Source organism: Streptomyces sp. NPDC057939 (assembly GCF_042887545.1).
GTDB lineage: Bacteria > Actinomycetota > Actinomycetes > Streptomycetales > Streptomycetaceae > Streptomyces.
This window is the reverse complement of record NZ_JBHVPG010000016.1, coordinates 22278-37284: the sequence shown is the minus strand read 5'-3', so window position 1 is coordinate 37284 and position 15007 is coordinate 22278. Positions and strand designations below refer to the sequence as shown.

Below are 15007 nucleotides of genomic sequence, written 5' to 3'. Positions count from 1 at the left end.
GAGGCGACCCCGGCCCACCCTGCCGACCTGCGTCTTCGTCGGGGTGGGCGGGATCCTCGAAAAAAGTTCGCCGGACGCCGATGAGTTTCGCCGGCGGCTCCCGTCTACCCCTCGAACAGCACGGACGGCGCTGCGCCGCACACGAGAGAAGAGGGACCGAGATGTCCGCCACCATGATCTTCGTCAACCTGCCGGTCAAGGACCTGGACGCCGCCAAGGCCTTCTGGACCAAGCTCGGCTACTCCTTGAACGCCCAGTTCTCCGACGAGAACTGCGCCTCCGTGGTGATCAGCGACACGATCGTCGCCATGCTGCTGACCGAGGCCCGGTACAAGGACTTCACCCACAAGGAGATCGCCGACGCCACCCGCACCTCGGAGGTGCTCCTGTGTCTGAGCGCCGAGAGCCGCGCGGCGGTCGACGAGCTCGTCGACGCGGCGGTGGGCGCCGGGGCCACCGAGCCCCGGCCGGCCCAGGACCACGGCTTCATGTACGGGCGGGCCTTCGACGACCTCGACGGCCACACCTGGGAGATCATGTGGATGGACCCGGCCGCCCTCCAGGGCTGAGCCCGGCCCGGGCCGGACCCGGGCCGGCGCCCGCGGGGCTCAGGAGGTCGCGGCGGTCCGCACCGGGTAGGTCAGGACCGTCACCGCCTCGTCGTCCAGGCAGCGCCCCGACTCCAGGTCGAAGCGCTGCTTGAGCAGCGGCGAGGCGACGAAGGGCCGTCCCGCCGCGCAGCCGACCAGCCCGCGCGACAGGACGTGCGCGCCGGTGAAGGGGTCCTGGTTGCCGATGGCGTACGGGCGCCCCGACCGGTCCACGAACACCGCGGCCTGGCTCCCGTCGGGGAGCAGTGCGGCGACCCCGCGCCCGGGGACGAGCGCGGACAGCTCGCACACCGTGAGCCAGCCTTCGGCCACCCGCAGTTCGACGGTCATCGGACGGTTCCTCCTATGGTCAGGACGGCCAGGTCGGGCTTGACCTGGTCGCGTTCGGGGACGAACCTCACGGTCGGGTCCGGGGCCCCGGGGGCGTTGACGAAGGACACGAACCGGCGCAGCCGCTCCGGGTCCTGAAGGGTTTCGGCCCACTCGTCCCGGTAGTGCGCCACGTGCCCGGCCATCAGCGACTCCAGTTCGGCGCACAGGCCGAGCGAGTCGTGCACGATCACGTCCCGCAGGTGGGACAGCCCGCCCTCCAACCGGTCCAGCCAGGTGGAGGTCCGCTCCAGCCGGTCGGCGGTGCGGATGTAGAACATGAGGAACCGGTCGATCAACCGGACCAGTTCGGCGTCCGACAGGTCCTGGGCGAGGAGGTCGGCGTGGCGCGGGGTGGCCCCGCCGTTGCCGCCGACGTAGAGGTTCCAGCCGCTCGCCGTCGCGATGACCCCGAAGTCCTTGCTCTGCGCCTCCGCGCACTCGCGGGCGCAGCCCGACACCGCCGACTTCAGCTTGTGCGGGGCGCGCAGGCCGCGGTAGCGCAGCTCCAGGTCGATGGCCATCCGCACGCTGTCCTGGACCCCGTAGCGGCACCAGGTCTGCCCCACGCAGGACTTCACCGTCCGCAGGGCCTTCCCGTACGCGTGGCCGGACTCGAACCCGGCGTCGACGAGGCGGGCCCAGATCCGCGGGAGCTGGTCGACGCTCGCGCCGAACAGGTCGATGCGCTGCCCGCCGGTGATCTTCGTGTAGAGGCCGAAGTCGCGGGCCACCTCGCCGATCACGATGAGCTTGTCCGGGGTGATCTCCCCGCCGGGGATGCGCGGGACGACCGAGTACGAGCCGTTGCGCTGGAGGTTCGCGAGGAAGTGGTCGTTGGTGTCCTGGAGGGCGGCCTGCTCCCCGTCGAGGACGTAGCCGCTGGCCCCGAGGACGGGGGCGAGCGAGGCGATGATCGACCCGACGGTGGGCTTGCAGACCTCGCAGCCGTCGCCGCCGCGGGCCTCCGGTCGGCCGTGGCCGTCGAGGATCTCCTCGTACGAGACGAGCCGGCGGGTCCGGACGATCTCGTACAGCTCGGCCCGGGTGTACGGGAAGCAGCCGCACAGGCCCTTGTCGGTGGCGGCGGGCAGCAGCTGACCGATGACCTTGACGCAACTGCCGCAGCCGGTGCCCGCCTTGGTGCACTTCTTGACCTCGGGCAGCGTGGCGCAGGCGGTGATCGCCTTCTTGGTGACGTTGTGGCAGGAGCAGATCACGGCGCTGTCGGGGAGCGCCGACGGACCCAGCTGGGCGGCGGGACCGAGCCCCGCGGGCAGCACCAACTGCTCCGGGGCGACGGGCGGGACGCTGCCGGTGAGCGGGCGCAGCAGGCCGTACGCGTCGGCGTCGCCGACCAGGACCCCGCCGAGCAGGACCCCGTCGGGGGAGACCACCAGCTTCTTGTAGACGCCGGAGCGGGAGTCGGACCAGACGACGTCGAGGCTGCCGGGGGCGGTGCCGTGGGCGTCGCCGAAGGAGGCCACGTCCACGCCGAGCAGCTTGAGCTTCGTGGAGAGGTCGGCGCCGGTGAACTCCTTCTCGCGCCCCAGCAGGTCCTCGGCGGCCGTCTCCGCCATCTCGTACCCGGGGGCGACCAGGCCGTAGACGCGGCCGTCGCTCGCCAACGCGCACTCGCCGATGGCGTAGACGTGCGGGTCGGAGGTGCGGCAGCGGGAGTCGACGGCGATGCCGCCGCGTTCGCCGACGTCGAGGAGGGCCTCGCGGGCGAGTTGGTCGCGCGGGCGGACGCCGGCGGAGAAGACGACCAGGTCGGTGTCGACGGTCGAGCCGTCGGAGAGCCGCATCCCGCTGACGGAGCCGTCCTCCCCGGTGAGCACCTCCTGGGTGCCGACGCCGGTGTGCACGGTCAGCCCCATGGACTCGATGGTGCGCAGCAGCGCCGCACCGCCGCCCTCGTCGACCTGGACGGGCATCAGGCGGGGGGCGAACTCCACGACGCGGGTGACGAGCCCCAGCCCCTTCAGGGCGCCCGCCGCCTCCAGGCCGAGCAGGCCGCCGCCGACGACCGCGCCGCTGGTGCGGGTCCTGGCGTACTCCTCGATCGCGAGGAGGTCCTCGATGGTGCGGTAGACGAAGCAGCCGGGGGCGTCCTTGCCGGGAACGGGCGGCACGAACGGGTAGCTGCCGGTCGCCAGGACGAGCACGTCGTACGGGAACACCCGCCCGGAGCGGGAGGTCACCGTACGGGCATCCCGGTCGATGCTCTCGGCGGGGTCGTCGAGGTGCAGGTCGATGCCGTTGTCGCGGAGGAAACCGGCCGGGGTCAGCGACAGGTCCTCGGGGGTGGAACCGGAGAAGTACGAGGTCAGGTGCACGCGGTCGTACGCGGGCCGGGGCTCCTCGCACAGCACGGTGACGCGGTGCGTGGCGGTGGCGCCGCGCTCGGCGAGCGCCTCCAGGTAGCGCTGGCCGACCATGCCGTGCCCGATGAGCACGATTGCGGGCAGGGGCTCGGTCATGTCAGTGGCCTCCGTCGTCGGTGAGCAGGTGGAACAGGTCGTGCAGCGACTCGTCGTCCTCCCAGGTGCGGGCCAGGGCCCCCACGGTGGAGAGCTCGCCGAGCAGGACCCCGCCGACGAGCCGGTCGCCGCGGACGACGACCTTCCGGTAGGTCCGGCGAGTGGCGTCGGCGAGGCGGACCACGTCGTCGCCGGGCCGCGGCGTCGGCTCGCCGAAGGCGGCCAGGTCGAAGTGGCCGTCCCCCCGGTCGGTGCGGCCGAGGGTGAGGCGGGTGAGGGCGCGGGTCCCGGCGTACGGGGCGGACGCGGGGGCCGGTCCGGGGCCGCCCGTCAGCAGGGCGGCGAGGGTCTCGGCCTGCTCCAGCGCGGGTCCGGCCAGGCCGTACACCCGGCCCGCGTGCTCCGCGCAGTCGCCGATGGCGTGGACGCGGGGGTCGCTCGTGCGGAGCCGGTCGTCGACCACGACGCCCTTGCGGACGTCGAGCCCGGCCGCCCGGGCCAGACCCGTACGGGGGCGAACCCCGCAGGCCAGTACGACCAGGTCGGCGTCGAGCCGGTAGCCGTCGGCGAGCTCGACCCCGGTGACCCGCCGTCGCTCCGGCCCGGGTCGCTCCGGCCCGCCCGGAGCGGGCCCCGGGCCGGCCGCCGGGCCGGTGGCCGTGGTCAGGCCGCGGACCCGGCACTCCGTGTGGATCTCCACGCCGAGCGCCGTCAGGTGCGTGTGCAGCAGCGCCGAGGCGTCCGCGTCCAACTGGCGCTCCATCAGGCGCTCCGCCTGCTGCGCGAGGACCACCTGGGCACCCCGGGCGGCCAACGCTCGGGCCGCGGACACCCCCAGCAGCCCGCCGCCGATCACCACCGCCCGCACCCCGGGCCGCACCGCCGCGTCCAGCGCCAGGCAGTCGTCCATGGTGCGGAACGCGTGCACCCCGTCGGGGAGTTCCCGGCCGTCGGGCGGGAACAGCCCGCGCAGCGGCGGCAGCACCGGGTTCGACCCGGTGGCCAGGACCAGTACGTCGTACTCCGGCGCCGTGCCGTCGTCGCAGTGCACCCGCCGGTCCGCCCGGTCGATGCGGACCGCCCGGACGCCCCGGCGCAGCACCGGGCCGGGCGCGGGCAGCGCCGTCACCTCGGGCGGGTACCGGCCGGCGAGGACCTCGGCGAGCAGGACCCGGTTGTACGGCGCGTGCGTCTCCTCCCCGAGGACGGTCACCGCCGGGCCCCGCTCCGCGCCGAGCCGCTGTGCGAGCCGCAGGCCCGCCAGCCCCCCGCCGATCACCACCACACGCTGTTCCGAGGTCATGGCACGAGCGTGCGCGGCCGCTGTTTCCCCTCGGCATCGCCCTTGTTACCCGGACGGAACGCCGACCTCAGCGCCCGGATCGCAGGCCGGTGAGGCGTCCCTCAAGGGCCCGTACCGGGGTCGGTGAAGTGCTCCTCAAGGGCTCGGATTAAGGGTCGGTGAGGCGCTCCTCAAGGCCGCCTTAAGGATCACCCCGGGCGTCCGGACGGGCCCCGGGGGCCGCCTAGCGTGAGCGGCATGCGAGATGCGGCGGTGCGGGTCAAGGGCGGGATGCTGGGCGGAGCGGGGCTGGTGACCCTGCTCTGGGCGGCCCAGGTGCGCCCCTCGGCCCGGCTCGACGCCCTCTTCGCGACGGCCGCGCACCTGACCGGCCTCCTCGCCGGGTACGGAGTGCTCGTCATGCTGTTCCTCATGGCCCGGGTGCCCGCCGTGGAGCATGGCGTGGGCGCCGACCGGCTCGCCCGCTGGCACGCGTTCGGTGGCCGGCACGTGCTCCTGCTCTGCTTCGGGCACGGCCTGTTCGCCCTGCTCGGTTACGCCGTGCACGAGGGCGTCGACGTGCTCTCCGCCGCCCGGGAACTGCTCGGCTACCCCGCGCTCGCCGCCGCCGCGGCCGGGACCGTCCTGCTGGCCGCCGTCGGGGTGACCTCGGCCCGCGCCGTACGCCGCAGGATCCCCCACGAAACCTGGCGCGGGGTCCACCTCCTCGTCCACCTCGCCGCCGCCCTGGGCTTCGTCCACCAGCTCGCCGGGCCCGACCTGGCGGCCGTCGGCTGGTTCTGGGCCCTCGCCCACGCCGTCGTCGCCGTCCTGTTGGTCTGGTACCGGGTCGTGGTCCCGGTGCGCCAGGCCCTGCGGCACGCGCTGCGGGTCGCCGAGGTCCGGGTGGAGGGGCCCGGGGTGGTCTCCGTCGTCATGTACGGGCAGCACCTCGCCGAGCTGCGCGCCGAGCCGGGACAGTTCCTGCGCTGGCGCTTCCTCCAGCGACGGCTCTGGTACACCGCCCTGCCGTTCTCCCTCTCCGCGCCCGTCGAAGGGGGCCGGCTGCGGATCACCGTCAAGGCGCTCGGCGGCCACTCCCGCCGGATCCGCCGGCTGCGCCCGGGCACGCGGGTCCTGGCCACCGGGCCGTTCGGGGCGCTCACCGCCGCCCGGCGGACCAGGCCCAAGGTGCTGCTGATCGCCGGTGGGGTCGGGATCACCCCGATGCGGGCCCTGTTCGAGACCCTGCCCGGCGGGCCGGGGGACATCACCCTGCTCTACCGGGCCGGCGCCGAGGAACACCTCGTGCTGCGGACCGAGCTGGAGGCCATAGCCGCCGGACGCGGGGCCGGGCTCCACTACCTGCTCGGGCCGTCGGGGGCCGCGTACGACCCGCTCGCCCCGCAGGCGCTGACCGCGCTGGTGCCGGACCTCGCGGAGCACGACGTGTACCTGTGCGGGCCGCCCGGGATGACGGAGGCGACCCTGGCCGCCCTGCTGCGGGCCGGGGTGCCCGCGGACCGCGTGCACAGCGAGTGCTTCAGCTTCTGAACCCGTGGCCCGCCCCCTCCGGCCCCGCCCCGCCCGCCATCCCGCGCTTCCCCCACTTACTCCGCTTACTCCGCTTCCGCACGTCCCGCCGAGAGGTCACCGCGTCCATGCGTCACCCCCTGCACGTCGCCCTGCCGTTGTCCGCGACCGCGACCGCGATCGTCACCGCAGCCCCGGCCGCGGGCCGGCACCGCAAGCCGCGCCGGGAGTCCCTCGTGCGGGTCGGGCTGGGCGCGGCGGCCCGCGTGCCGGCACCGCGACGGCTGGCGGCGGGCCTCGGGCTGGCCGGAGCGCTGATCGCGACCGCGTTGACGGCCGTGGTGGACCCGGCCGCGCCGGTGGCTCCGGACCGGGTGCCGGCCCGGCAAAGCTCAACCTTTGCGCAAGATTCCGGCGATTGATGGCCGCTGCACCGATCCGCTCCATAGGGTCATCAGGTGCCTGACATATCGACGACGATGATCATCGTGCTGTGCGTGGCCGCCGCGGCGGCCGGCTGGATCGACGCGGTGGTGGGCGGTGGCGGACTGCTCCTCCTGCCCGCCCTGCTGCTCGGCCTGCCCAACGCCCACCCCGCGACCGTGCTCGGGACGAACAAGGCGGTGGCCATCGTCGGCACCGCCGGCGCGGCCGTCACGTACGCCCGCAAGGCCCCGGTGGACGTGAGGATCGCGGTCCGGATCGGGCTGGCCGCGCTCGCCGGGTCGATGGGAGGGGCCGCCCTCGCGGGCGGCATCAGCAAGGACGCCCTCCGGCCGCTGATCATGGTCGTCCTCGTGGTGGTCGCCGCGGTGGTCATCTTCAAGCCGGGGTTCGGCGCCGCGCCCTCCGCCTCGCCCGTCTCCCGGGGCCGGGTCCTGCTGACCATCGCCCTCGCCGGCCTCGGCATCGGCTTCTACGACGGCCTCATCGGACCGGGCACCGGCACCTTCCTGGTGCTCGCGCTCACGGCCCTGCTCCACCTCGACCTGGTCACCGCCTCCGCCACCGCCAAGATCGTCAACACCTGCACGAACGCCGGAGCGCTCGCGATGTTCGCCCACCAGGGCATGGTGCTCTGGCAACTGGCCGCCCTCACGGCGGTCTTCAACCTGGCCGGCGGCATGATCGGGGCCCGCATGGCCCTCAAGAAGGGCAGCGGCTTCGTCCGCGGCGTGCTGCTGACGGTCGTGGGCGCGCTCGTCGTCAAGCTCGGCTTCGAGCAGTGGGGCTAGGGCCTGTCGTCGAAGTCCCGTTGTCGCCCGGAGGCGGACGGGAGTTCGGCGACAGGTCCTGGGCCCGGGCCGTGCGGGTCAGTACGTACCCGTGAGGTGGGCGAAGACGACGACGTTGCCCTGGTAGCCGGTCCGCGGTGAGAAGCCGCCGCCGCAGGTGATCACCCGCAACTCCGCGCGCGGGGAAGGCCCGTACACGCGTCTGTCGGGGAACGCGTCGGCGTCGTGGACCTCGACGGCGTGGACGGTGAAGACGGCCGTGCGTCCGTCCTCGCGGACGACCTCGATGGCCGCTCCCCGGCGCACCGCGCCCAGGTGGTAGAAGACGGCCGGACCGCGCGCGTGGTCCACGTGACCCGCGACGACGGCGGTACCGGTGGCCCCCGGGGTGGTCCCCTCGCGGTACCAGCCCGCGAGGTCGCCGCGGGTCGGCGGGGGTACTTCGAGGCTGCCGGCGCGGTCCAGACCCAGACCGGTCATCGGCGCGTCCACACGGATCGAGGGAATCCGGATCCTGGTCGGCGGGGAGCCGGGCAGCGGATCGATGCTCCCCGGGTACGCCGCCTGCGCGCTCAGCGCCTCACCGGGGGAGGGCAGCGGGGGCCCGACCGTCTCGCCCGAGCCGCTGCTCACGAGCCAGACGCCGACGCAGGCGGCGAGGGCGACGAGCCCTCCGCGCCCGGAGGTCCGCCCGGAGGTCCACATGGCTGCCCCCTCGTCTCGCCGTTCCTGTGACTGGCCGTCGCCCGGCCCCGCGAACGGGGGGGACCTCGCGGGGGCGGGCGACGGGGACGGTACCGGTCGGACCGCGGCCGGAGCCGCGGTGGGCGTCCGTCAGCTCCGCGTGCCGCTCGCCCGGCGACGCAGGAGCCAGGTACCGCCGACGGCGGCGGCGGCCAGTACGGCCACCCCCGCCGCGATCTTGGCGGGGTCGGAGGTGGTGGTCGTCCCACCACCCACCCCGGTGCGGACGTGGCCCTGCGGGCCGCGTTCGGTGATGGCCAGGTCGCCCGTCGCGAACTTGCCGTTCGCGCAGGTCACCCCGATGCCGTAGGTACCGGACCGGGTGCCGTGGGCGACCTGGAACTGACCCACGACGACCTCCTTGTGCGTGCCCGGGGCGAGCTTGAACCGCCCGCCGCCGACCGTGCTCGCGTCGCCCTCGGCGTGACTGCCCTTGCCGCAGGCCGTGGTGTTCACGGTGACGGTCGCGCCCGCCGGGGCGGACTTCGGCCAGACCTCCAGCACGGCGAAGTCCCCGGGCGCGAAGGCGGTCATGCCGAGGTCCGCGGCGGCGACCGCTCCGGCGACCGGACCGACGAAGGCGACGGCGGTCAGCGCGGTGGCGGTGAGCACGTGGGCGGTGCTGCGGCGCATGGGAACTCCTGAGTGCACGGGGTCGTGTCCTGAGGTAAACCTGCGTGTCCGGCGCGCGCCTGCTGAGCCTCCGTCAGATCTCTGTCGTGCTGCCCGCCGGAACGGCATCCGTGCACGTCAGGGCCGTGCGACGGCATCCGTGTCCGCCCACCCCGTCCGGGTGAACGCGAGCCACCGGGGCCGGCCGGACGGACGGGCGGCCGCGCCGGCGGGCAGGCCCCGTCCACGCCCTCCGCGTCACGCCGCCGGCAGGGTCACCGTCGCCGCCGCGCCCGACGGCGCCGGGTTGGTCAGGATCACCTCGGCGCCGATGACCTGGGCCTGCCCGAAGGCGATGGTCAGTCCGAGCCCGGTGCCCTGGCCGCGCTCCGCCGCGCCCGTCATGAAACGTCGCGGCCCCTCCCGCAGCAGCGTCGCGGGGAAGCCCGGACCCCGGTCCCGGACGGTGACCGAGGTCCCCGACACCGACACCGTCACCGGCCCGCCCCCGTGCCGATGGGCGTTCACCAGCAGGTTCGTCAGGATCCGCTCCAGCCGCCGCACGTCGGTCCGCACCCACGCCCCGGCCTCGCCCGTCCCGCCGGCCTCGCCCGTCCCGCCGGCCTCGCCCGTCTCCCCGGCCCCGAGCATCTCCCCGGCCTCGTCCGTCACGCCGGTCACCCCGTCCACCACGGCCGCCACCCCCGACCGTCGGGTGATCGACGCCACCAGCGGCCCCAGCCGGTGTGCCTCCAGCCGCGGCTCCTCCTGGTCGGCGTCGAGCCGCGCCACCTCCAGCAGGTCCTCCGTCAACGTCCGCAACACCGCGACCCGGTCGCGCACCAACTCCGTCGGCCTCCCGGCGGGCAGCAGCTCGGCCGCCGTGTGCAGCCCGGTCAGCGGAGTCCGCAGCTCGTGCGCCACGTCCGCAGTGAACCGCTGCTCCGCCACCAGCCGCCGTTGCAGGCTCGCGGCCATCGTGTCGACCGCCGAGGCCAGCTCGGTCACCTCGTTGCGCGTTCCGGGCACCCCGGACGGCCCGATCCGGGCGTCGAGGTCGCCCGCGCTGATCCGGCGCGCCGTCTCCGCGGCCGTCCGCAGGTCCTTGCTCAGCCGGCTCGCCAGCAGCGCCCCGCCGCCCGCCGCCAGGGCCACGACACCCGTCCCCGAGGCGATCAGCAGGCCGTCGAGCTCCGCGAGCTCGGCCTTCTCGGCGGCCAGCGGATGCCGCACCGTCAGGACGTGGGAACCGCCGATCGGCCGCGCCGCCCATACGGCCGGCCGCGGGCCGGTCAGGTCCAGGTAGGTGGTGCGGAGACCGCCCAGGGCGGCTCTCCGCAGGGCCGGGGGCACGGCGGGGCAGTCGATCCGGGCATCGGCCTCGCCGACCTTGTCGAAGTCGAGCTTGCCGGTGAGCTCGTACACCTGCCCCACGCGGACCAGTTGCTCGATCGCGCTCCTGCGGGCCGCGTCGGCCACCTGACGCGCCCGCGCCTCGTGGATCAGGACGCCGATGGTGACCGCGACCAACGCGCAGCCCACGGCCAGCAGGGCGGAGATCTTCCAGCGCAGCCCCAGCGACCGGACGGCCCGTTGGACGCGCCGCAACAGCGCTCTCATCGCGGGTCCCGCCCCGCCGCGGCGGACGGCCCGGCTCCTGTGCTCGGCGGGGACTTGTCGAACCGCCGCTCGTCGCTGACCACCTTCATCCGCTCGCCGTCCCAGCGGTAGCGGACGGCCTGCTCGGAGTTGTCGTCGGCCGCGGTGCGGATCAGCAGGTCCGATCCGAGGGTCTCGGCGACCATCCGCCGCCCGAGGGTGAACAGGATGGGAACGATCCGCTTTCCCCGCGCGGTGTACACGCTCAGCGCCGTGCGGCCGCTCTCGGTGTCGGCGGCGACGACCAGGTCCTCCTTGCCGTCCCCGGTGAGGTCGGCGTGCACGACGGGCCGCACACCGGCCCGGCCCGGGAAGCGGATCGTCCCCTTGGCCAGGAACGGGCGCATCCGTTTGTCGGCCCGTACGACGTCCAGCGCGTTCACCGCCGCGAGGCCCCCGGGGCCCACCTCCGGCCCGTCCGGCAGTGAAGCCGGCGCGGGCACGCGGGTGGCGGCGCCCGTTCCCGGCGCCCGGGGCGAGGTCCCGGGCCAGGCCGGCCACAGGGCCTCGGGCCGCGGCTGGGCCGACACCGCGGGCACGGGCTCGCCCGGGCCGAGTCCGCCGGGCGCGGCGCAGCCACCGACGGCCGACGCGGCGGCGGCCAGCACGGCGGCGCGGAGCAGGAGGGCGGCGGGGCAGCGGCGGGATGATCGCGTCATGGGGGAGGGGAGCCGTCGGATTCGGGGATTCGGGGATTCGGGGGGCCGGGCGGGGGACGCGGGAGGGATGCGTACCGTGTGGGTCGAGTCAGTCTGAGTCGAGGGAGGATCCCGTGGCATCGGTCGATCGGCCAGAATCCGGCGCCCTGCCGTTCTTCGTGTACGGGACGCTGCGGCCGGGCGAGGTCAACCACGACCTGTTCCTGCGCGGCCGCACCGCCGCCGAGGAACCGGCCGTGCTGCCCGACGCGGCCCTCTACGACGGCCCCGGCTACCCGTACGCCGTGGACCGACCCGGCGCCGCCATAGCCGGCGAGCTGATCACCGCGCTGCCCGACGCGTACGGGGAACTGCTGACCGCGCTGGACCTGCTGGAGGAGTACGAGGGCCCGGGCCGCCCGGGGAACCTCTACGACCGGGTGGCCCGTGACGCGGTCCGCCCCGACGGCGTCCGCGTCCGCGCCTGGGTATACCTCGCGGCCGCGCCCCTTGCCGGCCGACTGGCCGACTCGGGTACGGAGATCCCGGGCGGCGACTGGCACGGCCGCCGCGGCACGGGACTTTGACGACAGCCCTAGAGCCCTTCCGCCCCGCGGTTGCGCAGGCGGCGGCCGTACTGCTGGAGCACCCACAGCTCTTCCTGGACCGCCGCGTGCTGCTCCGGCGGGGCCTGCGGCCCGAGCCGGGACATGGTGCCCTGGACCTCGTGGACCCGGCGGTCGACGGCGCGCAGGCGCACCTGCACCAGTTGGACCCCGGCGTACACCTCGTCCACCGTCTTGGCGTGGATGGCCTCGACGGCCAGCTCCGTCACCAGGGCGCGGACGGTGTCGTTGGGCGCCGCCTCGCGGACCCGGATCAGGTAGTCGTCGGCTTCCTGCGCGGCGCCGCCCGCGTCCTGGATGGCCTGGCGGACCGCCGCGTAGGGCGGGGCGGTGAACTCGTCGATGCCGTACGCGTCGAAGGCGGGGGAGACCAGGGCCGGGCGTTGGAGCGCCAGCTTGAGGAGCTCGCGCTCGGTGCGGTGGGCGGGGCTGCGCAGGTTCAGCGCGGGTCCGCCGGGCATCACGGCCGGGGTCGCGGGGGCCGACTCGGGGGACCGGCCGCCGCCGCGGCCCTGCTGCTGGGGCTGGTTGCCGCGCTCGCGGGCCCAGCGGGCCAGCTGCGCGACCCGCTTGACGACGAACTGTTCGTCACGGATGCCGAGCATGCCCGCCAGCTGGACGGCCGACTCGTGCTGGATCGCGATGTTCTTGATGTTGGCGACGACCGGAGCGGCCTCGTCCAGCGCGGCCGCCCGGCCCGCCGGGTTCTCCAGGTTGTGCCGGGAGACGATGTGCCGCAGCGCGAACTCGAACAGCGGGGTCCGTGACTCGACCAGCCCCGACACCGCCGCGTCGCCCTGCGCGAGGCGCAGGTCGCAGGGGTCCATCCCGTTGGGGGCGATGGTGATGGAGGTCTCGGCCGCGAACTTCTGGTCGTCCTCGAACGCCCGCAGCGCGGCCTTCTGGCCGGCCGCGTCCCCGTCGAAGGTGAAGATCACCTCGGCGGTCGCGTTGTCCATCAGCAGCCGGCGCAGGATCTTGATGTGGTCCCCGCCGAAGGCCGTGCCACAGGTGGCGATGGCGGTGGTGACGCCGGCCATGTGGCAGGCCATCACATCGGTGTAGCCCTCGACGACCACCGCCCGGGAGGTCTTCGCGATCTCCTTCTTCGCCAGGTCGATGCCGTAGAGGACCTGGGACTTCTTGTAGATCGCGGTCTCGGGGGTGTTCAGGTACTTCGGGCCGTTGTCGTCGTCGCGGAGCTTGCGCGCGCCGAAGCCGACCACCTCGCCGCTGATGTCCCGGATCGGCCACATCAGCCGGCCTCGGAAGCGGTCGATGGGCTTGCCGCTGCGGCTGTCCTGGGCGAGCCCGGAGGTGACCAGTTCCTTGTCGGTGAAGCCCTTGCCCCTCAGGAACCGGGTCAGGTGGTCCCAGCCGGCCGGGCTGTAGCCCACGCCGAAGTGCTCGGCCGCCGCCTGGTCGAAGCCGCGCTCCGCCAGGAAGCGGCGCCCGATCTCCGCCTCGGCGCCGTCCAGCTGCTCCGCGTAGAAGAGGGCGGCGGCCTTGTGCGCCTCGACCAGCCGGATCCGCTCGCCGCGGCCGCTGGTGCCGGCGGTGTAGCCGCCCTCCTCGTACCGCAGGGTGATGCCGGCCTGGCCGGCCAGGCGCTCGACCGCCTCCGAGAAGGAGAGGTGGTCGATCTTCATGATGAAGTCGAGGGTGTCCCCGCCCGCCTGGCAGCCGAAGCAGTGGTAGAAGCCCTTGCTGGGACTGACCTGGAAGGACGGGGACTTCTCGTCGTGGAAGGGGCACAGGCCCTTGAGGTTGCCGCCGCCGGCGTTGCGGAGCTGCAGGTACTCGGAGACCACGGCGTCGATCGGGACCGCGTCCCGTACCGCCTTCACGTCGTCGTCGTTGATCCGTCCTGCCACGCGTGAAGTCTACGGCCGGCCGGGGACAATCCCGTCAGGCGCCCTCCCCGGTGATCAACGACGCGAGCGGAACGGACGGGTCCGCCAGCCTTTCGCGGTCCACGGGCGTCTTCGACCTGATCAGCGCCTGGATGTGCTCGGTGACGTCCCACACGTTCACGTTCATTCCGGCGAGCACGCGGCCCTCCGACAGCCAGAACGCGATGAACTCGCGCTTGCCGACGTCCCCGCGGATCAGCACCTGGTCGTAGCCGCCCGCCGGGGCGTACCCCGAGTACTCCAGGCCCACGTCGTACTGGTCGGAGAAGAAGTACGGCACCCGGTCGTAGCGGACCTCCTGCCCGAGCATCGCCCGCGCCGCGGCGGGCCCGCCGTTGAGGGCGTTCGCCCAGTGCTCGACCCGCAGCCGGGCCCCCAGGACCGGGTGGTGGGCGGCGGCGACGTCCCCGACGGCGAAGACGTCCGGGTCCGAGGTGCGCAGGGAGGCGTCCACGGCGATCCCCCCGCCGTGCTCGCGGTCCACCAGGGCCAGCCCGGACGTCTCGGCCAGCGCCGTCCGCGGCGCGGCCCCGATCGCGGCGAGCACCGCGTGCGCCGGGTGTTCCTCGCCGTCGTCCGTGCGGGCCGCAAGCACCATGCCGTCGTGACCGACGATCTCGGTGAGCCGCGCCCCGAAGTGGAACCGGACCCCGTGCGCGGCGTGCAGGTCGGCGAACAGCCGGCCGATCTCCGGCCCGAGCACCGTGTACAGGGGGGTCGCCTCCGACTCGACCACGGTGACCTCGGCGCCGTAGCCGCGGGCCGCCGCCGCGACCTCCAGACCGATCCATCCGGCGCCCGCGATCAGCAGGTGCCCGTTGTCCCGTCCGAGGGAGGCCAGTACGTTGCGCAGCCGCTCGGCGTGCGCGAGCCGCCGCAGGTGGTGCACCCCGGCCAGCCCGGTGCCCGGGATGTCCAGGCGCCGCGGTTCGGCCCCGGTGGCCAGCAGCAGCTTGTCGTAGTGCAGCAGCGCGCCGTCACCGAGGCGCACGGACTTGTTCTCCCGGTCCAGGTGGACCGCCGGCTGCCCCAGGTGCAGCTCGATGTCGGCCGCCGCGTACCAGGACGGTTCGTGGACGAAGACGCTCTCGCGCTCCTCCTTGCCCGTCAGGTACCCCTTGGACAGCGGAGGCCGTTCGTACGGATGGTCGCGTTCGTCGCCGATCAGGATCACCCGGCCCGTGAACCCCTCCGACCTCAGTGTTTCGGCCGCCTTCGCCCCGGCGAGCCCTGCCCCGACGATGACGAACGTCCGGTGTGCGTCGACCACCTGATGCCTCCTCATAACCTCTCCGCCACATG

Annotated in this window: 14 protein-coding genes; 5 read left to right on the top strand and 9 right to left on the bottom strand. The window is 74.2% G+C overall.

All coding sequences use genetic code 11. The features are described 5' to 3' along the window. The first annotated feature begins 161 nt into the window (after positions 1 to 161). Complete coding sequence (locus ACFVS6_RS19370) at positions 162 to 569, top strand: VOC family protein (RefSeq protein WP_389705232.1); 408 nt, start codon at positions 162 to 164, stop codon at positions 567 to 569. 39 nt (positions 570 to 608) lie between these two features. On the opposite strand, the gene nirD is transcribed toward ACFVS6_RS19370, so the two are convergent. The 3 genes from nirD to ACFVS6_RS19355 are packed head-to-tail and all read right to left on the bottom strand — an operon-like array spanning position 609 to position 4766. Further along, positions 609 to 941, bottom strand: coding sequence for a nitrite reductase small subunit NirD (gene nirD, locus ACFVS6_RS19365; protein ID WP_389705230.1), 333 nt, complete (start codon positions 939 to 941; stop codon positions 609 to 611). After that, positions 938 to 3463 carry a nitrite reductase large subunit NirB gene (gene nirB, locus ACFVS6_RS19360; protein ID WP_389705228.1) on the bottom strand — a complete coding sequence of 842 codons (2526 nt, stop codon included), beginning with the start codon at positions 3461 to 3463 and terminating at the stop codon, positions 938 to 940. The genes nirD and nirB overlap by 4 nt, the downstream gene beginning before the upstream one ends. Position 3464: 1 nt before the next feature. Then, the gene (locus ACFVS6_RS19355) at positions 3465 to 4766 is read right to left on the bottom strand and encodes an NAD(P)/FAD-dependent oxidoreductase (protein ID WP_389705226.1); all 1302 of its coding nucleotides are present in this window, start codon (positions 4764 to 4766) and stop codon (positions 3465 to 3467) included. A 237-nt stretch (positions 4767 to 5003) separates the two neighbouring features. On the opposite strand from ACFVS6_RS19355, the gene ACFVS6_RS19350 reads away from it, so the two are divergent. The 3 genes from ACFVS6_RS19350 to ACFVS6_RS19340 all read left to right on the top strand — a co-directional run bounded on the left by ACFVS6_RS19350 (position 5004) and on the right by ACFVS6_RS19340 (position 7513). Further along, a complete protein-coding gene (locus ACFVS6_RS19350) occupies positions 5004 to 6299 on the top strand; it encodes a ferric reductase-like transmembrane domain-containing protein (protein ID WP_389705224.1) in 1296 nt (431 codons plus the stop codon). Between the two features lie 107 nt (positions 6300 to 6406). Beyond that, positions 6407 to 6700: a hypothetical protein gene (locus ACFVS6_RS19345; RefSeq protein WP_389705222.1), complete on the top strand. Its 294-nt coding sequence runs from the start codon at positions 6407 to 6409 to the stop codon at positions 6698 to 6700. A 36-nt stretch (positions 6701 to 6736) separates the two neighbouring features. Next, complete coding sequence (locus tag ACFVS6_RS19340) at positions 6737 to 7513, top strand: sulfite exporter TauE/SafE family protein (protein WP_389705220.1); 777 nt, start codon at positions 6737 to 6739, stop codon at positions 7511 to 7513. 78 nt (positions 7514 to 7591) lie between these two features. Here ACFVS6_RS19340 and ACFVS6_RS19335 read toward each other — a convergent pair whose 3' ends face one another. The 4 genes from ACFVS6_RS19335 to ACFVS6_RS19320 all read right to left on the bottom strand — a co-directional run bounded on the left by ACFVS6_RS19335 (position 7592) and on the right by ACFVS6_RS19320 (position 11187). Further along, complete coding sequence (locus ACFVS6_RS19335; RefSeq protein WP_389705218.1) at positions 7592 to 8218, bottom strand: class F sortase; 627 nt, start codon at positions 8216 to 8218, stop codon at positions 7592 to 7594. Positions 8219 to 8347: 129 nt separating this feature from the next. After that, positions 8348 to 8890, bottom strand: coding sequence for a hypothetical protein (locus tag ACFVS6_RS19330; protein ID WP_385572311.1), 543 nt, complete (start codon positions 8888 to 8890; stop codon positions 8348 to 8350). A gap of 237 nt (positions 8891 to 9127) precedes the next feature. Beyond that, positions 9128 to 10489 carry a sensor histidine kinase gene (locus ACFVS6_RS19325; RefSeq protein ID WP_389705216.1) on the bottom strand — a complete coding sequence of 454 codons (1362 nt, stop codon included), beginning with the start codon at positions 10487 to 10489 and terminating at the stop codon, positions 9128 to 9130. Then, a complete protein-coding gene (locus ACFVS6_RS19320) occupies positions 10486 to 11187 on the bottom strand; it encodes a hypothetical protein (protein WP_389705214.1) in 702 nt (233 codons plus the stop codon). Before ACFVS6_RS19320 ends, ACFVS6_RS19325 begins: the two co-directional genes overlap by 4 nt. Positions 11188 to 11300: 113 nt before the next feature. On the opposite strand from ACFVS6_RS19320, the gene ACFVS6_RS19315 reads away from it, so the two are divergent. Then, positions 11301 to 11753, top strand: a complete 453-nt coding sequence (locus ACFVS6_RS19315; protein WP_389705212.1) for a gamma-glutamylcyclotransferase family protein — start codon at positions 11301 to 11303, stop codon at positions 11751 to 11753. 8 nt (positions 11754 to 11761) lie between these two features. Here the strand turns inward: ACFVS6_RS19315 and dnaG are convergent, their stop codons facing one another. Together dnaG and ACFVS6_RS19305 are read right to left on the bottom strand one after the other, a co-directional pair. Continuing rightward, a complete protein-coding gene (dnaG, locus tag ACFVS6_RS19310) occupies positions 11762 to 13666 on the bottom strand; it encodes a DNA primase (protein WP_389705210.1) in 1905 nt (634 codons plus the stop codon). Positions 13667 to 13700: 34 nt separating this feature from the next. Then, on the bottom strand, positions 13701 to 14975 hold the full coding sequence (locus ACFVS6_RS19305) for an NAD(P)/FAD-dependent oxidoreductase (protein WP_389705208.1): 1275 nt from the start codon (positions 14973 to 14975) through the stop codon (positions 13701 to 13703). Between the last annotated feature and the right edge of the window lie 32 nt (positions 14976 to 15007).

Excerpts from the sequence above, each read along its gene's own strand:
- ACFVS6_RS19370 (WP_389705232.1), top strand. The coding sequence starts at position 162 with ATGTCCGCCACCATGATCTTCGTCAACCTGCCGGTCAAGGACCTGGAC.
- nirD (WP_389705230.1), bottom strand. The coding sequence starts at position 941 with ATGACCGTCGAACTGCGGGTGGCCGAAGGCTGGCTCACGGTGTGCGAG.
- nirB (WP_389705228.1), bottom strand. The coding sequence starts at position 3,463 with ATGACCGAGCCCCTGCCCGCAATCGTGCTCATCGGGCACGGCATGGTC.
- ACFVS6_RS19355 (WP_389705226.1), bottom strand. The coding sequence starts at position 4,766 with ATGACCTCGGAACAGCGTGTGGTGGTGATCGGCGGGGGGCTGGCGGGC.
- ACFVS6_RS19350 (WP_389705224.1), top strand. The coding sequence starts at position 5,004 with ATGCGAGATGCGGCGGTGCGGGTCAAGGGCGGGATGCTGGGCGGAGCG.
- ACFVS6_RS19345 (WP_389705222.1), top strand. The coding sequence starts at position 6,407 with ATGCGTCACCCCCTGCACGTCGCCCTGCCGTTGTCCGCGACCGCGACC.
- ACFVS6_RS19335 (WP_389705218.1), bottom strand. The coding sequence starts at position 8,218 with ATGTGGACCTCCGGGCGGACCTCCGGGCGCGGAGGGCTCGTCGCCCTC.
- ACFVS6_RS19330 (WP_385572311.1), bottom strand. The coding sequence starts at position 8,890 with ATGCGCCGCAGCACCGCCCACGTGCTCACCGCCACCGCGCTGACCGCC.
- ACFVS6_RS19325 (WP_389705216.1), bottom strand. The coding sequence starts at position 10,489 with ATGAGAGCGCTGTTGCGGCGCGTCCAACGGGCCGTCCGGTCGCTGGGG.
- ACFVS6_RS19320 (WP_389705214.1), bottom strand. The coding sequence starts at position 11,187 with ATGACGCGATCATCCCGCCGCTGCCCCGCCGCCCTCCTGCTCCGCGCC.